The organism is Bartonella sp. MR168JLCBS (assembly GCF_042194175.1).
The window spans coordinates 1-943 of record NZ_JBHIMP010000195.1 but is presented as its reverse complement, the minus strand read 5'-3'; the positions used below and the strand labels follow the sequence as shown (position 1 = coordinate 943).

Here is a 943-nt window from a genome sequence, read left to right as displayed (position 1 = left end):
TACATCAGCAAGATGATACCTCCAAATCAGGCTTCCTAGTGCAGCGATACTCATTATGATATAACAGAACGTAGATAACCACGCGAATGGTACATGAATGTACATAATCTTGACAGCGATACCTTGTTGATAATCCTCAGGGGAATGTGTAATTAGAATAAGCCCTAAGATAAGAAAACACACTGTTATGTAAGTTAACCAGGGCAAAAGGGTACTGCTTATTTTCATGAAATGATTTAAACTTGCGGGGAGTGACCTCATTTTATATGTACGAGATGTTTTATTCATGAATTTATAATAGGCAGAATTTAGTTTTGCGGCAATCATCTTTTACTATTCTGATAAAAACTTGAGTGTTATAGCTGCAACAAAAGAGCTAAAAAGGCTCAAAAGAAGTGAAAAAGCAATAAGAAGAGTCAAGGAAGTAAGAAAAGAGACATTTGGATTTATTGGGGCTGTAGCAGCTGAAACGCCAAAAATCATGATTGGAATAATCCACGGTAAGATGATGATGAAAATGAGAAGAGTGCTGTGTAACAATGACGTTGCAAGGGCTGCTCCTATAGCGCCAATAAAAATAATGGCAGGTGTTCCGCATAAGAGAGTGAGTATTGTTGTAAAAGTTCTCGTGGCATCTAAATGAAGCATGACTGCTAAAATAGGAGGAGAAAAAACAAGGGGAAGCATAGTTCCCACCCAATGGGCAAGACATTTGGTAAACACAATCAATGTAAAACTCTGTCTTTGTCCAGAAAGGATGAACTGGTCGAGGTTTCCATCATCACAATCGGTTTGGAAAAGTTTATTCAGATTAAGGAGTCCTGCGAGAAGGACTCCAAACCATAATATGCCTGGGCCGATTTGTGCAAGAATTTTTGGATCTGGTCCAACGGCAAAGGGGGTTATCACAATAACAGCGATGAAAAACAAAAGTCCTGTTAAC

2 protein-coding genes are annotated in these 943 nt (G+C 38.6%); both read right to left on the bottom strand.

All coding sequences use genetic code 11. From position 1 onward, the window contains the following. Positions 1 to 288 (bottom strand): cytochrome c biogenesis protein CcsA (gene ccsA / locus ACFIK8_RS10290; RefSeq protein WP_375669367.1); only part of this gene is annotated, 288 nt, incomplete at its 3' end. Positions 289 to 333: 45 nt separating this feature from the next. After that, positions 334 to 943 (bottom strand): heme exporter protein CcmB (ccmB, locus tag ACFIK8_RS10285; RefSeq protein WP_375669366.1); only part of this gene is annotated, 610 nt, incomplete at its 5' end.